Below are 1,518 nucleotides of genomic sequence, written 5' to 3'. Positions count from 1 at the left end.
ACCGCGCCTTCGCGCCACTATGGCGGGGGCGGGAAAACCCGCGGCCTCCGCCCCCGCGCCCCCCCCCCCCGCCCGGGCCGGGGGGGGGCCCGGGCCGGTTCGGCCGCCCCGGCCGTTTAACGCGCCGTAGCGGGGACACCTCCGCCATGTGGCCCCTGGCCTGTGATGATCCGCAGCACAGGGGCCACGTACCGCGTCACAGCAGGTACGTGTCCATGGCGTGGCCGAGCGGCTCGCCGTAGAGCTCTACTCTCAGGCCGTTGGGGTCGGCCAGGTACAGGTTCGGGGCATGTCCGCCCGCGACCTCCATGAACGGGAGGCCGCGTTCCTGCAGACGGCTCCTGATCGCAGCGAAGTCGTCGTCGGTGACCGACAGGGCCAGGTGATGCCCTCCGCCGATGGACTCCTCGCACTCGGGTGGGGATGCCCCGGGAAGTCGAAGAAGGCGAGAAGGTTCTCGTTGCCGATGTCCAGGAAGAAATGCGTGGACCCTGCGTAGTCGCGATTCTCGAAGAGGTCGACCAGCGGGAACCCCATGACATCCCGGTAGAAGAGGATCGTCTCCTCCACGTCCCGGCAGATGAACGCGGCATGATGAATGCCGCGCGAGGCGGTCCTGGGACGCTCACCGGCAGGAAGCAGATAGCGCTGCTTCAGCTCCTCCTGACGATGCCGTATGGCCTGCAGCTCTTCACCCTGCGGTTCGGGCATGACGTGATCCTCTCGCTGTCTGCACGGCGTGCCGCAGGAGGGACGGTGGGCTCTGCACGACGGGTGCGGCATGGCCGCAGCCCCACCTCGCGGGATACCCACCATATCCATGATACTTGCTACGTCAATTAAATGTTTTCGAATCCGGGAGCGGAGAGCCTGCGCGGTGCAGCACGACGACACCCCGGCGAAGACCCGGCGCGCGAGACGAGGCCGGGGGTGGCGCGGAACGACTGCGACAACGACCATGCCCGAGCGAACGGGACCGAGCCGAGCCGGCGTCGCCGGTCCGTCGCCGAGGCCGGGTGAAGACTTCTCCGGGGGGACCTTGCGCCACCACCCCCCGGGGCCGGCCGGCGGGGCCGCTGCCGGGCCGGCGCGGCATGCCGGGATCTCACCACGGGCCACGTCAACATACTCGCGAGAGGCCTATTTGCCCCTGGCCCGGAGCCGCGACTCCCGGCCGGGGTGCCTGCGGGTCTGCCGAGCCCCGCACCGGGCTCGCGCCGAGCCCCCGAGCGCCAAATAATTACTTATCACGCGAATGGGACAGACCTTCTCCCGTCGCCCAGCACTCGCTGGAGGGAGCCGTCTCGTGACGAGCAGCCGACCCGGAAAGACCCGGCATCTCCGCGGCGGGCCCGGAACCGTGCACAGAGTCAATCTCCCCGAGGTCCTCCACTACGCCGCTCGTGAGGCCAGGCGCCGACTGAACGGCGTGGCGTCAGCGGTCTACCTGCTGGACGAGCGCCGGGGCGACCTCCGCCTCGCGCTGGCCGGCGGATGCCCGCCGTCGCTCTACACGTT

At 69.8% G+C, this 1,518-nt stretch carries 2 protein-coding genes; one reads left to right on the top strand and one right to left on the bottom strand.

Annotated elements, in window-relative coordinates:
* Nucleotides 1–252: 252 nt before the first annotated feature.
* Nucleotides 253–711 (bottom strand): VOC family protein, encoded by a 459-nt coding sequence (locus ACFW2E_RS46725; RefSeq protein WP_384478227.1) that lies wholly within the window; start codon nt 709–711, stop codon nt 253–255.
* Between the two features lie 595 nt (nt 712–1,306).
* On the opposite strand from ACFW2E_RS46725, the gene ACFW2E_RS46720 reads away from it, so the two are divergent.
* Nucleotides 1,307–1,518: hypothetical protein (locus tag ACFW2E_RS46720; RefSeq protein WP_384478225.1), on the top strand; the 212-nt coding region annotated here is incomplete at its 3' end.

Origin of the sequence: Streptomyces sp. NPDC058964 (genome assembly GCF_042741275.1) — a bacterium.
Taxonomy (GTDB): domain Bacteria; phylum Actinomycetota; class Actinomycetes; order Streptomycetales; family Streptomycetaceae; genus Streptomyces.
This window is presented reverse-complemented; position numbering and strand designations above follow the sequence as displayed.

Bases quoted from the DNA above. Each gene is read 5' to 3' on its own strand.
- ACFW2E_RS46725 (WP_384478227.1), bottom strand. From the start codon at position 711: ATGCCCGAACCGCAGGGTGAAGAGCTGCAGGCCATACGGCATCGTCAG.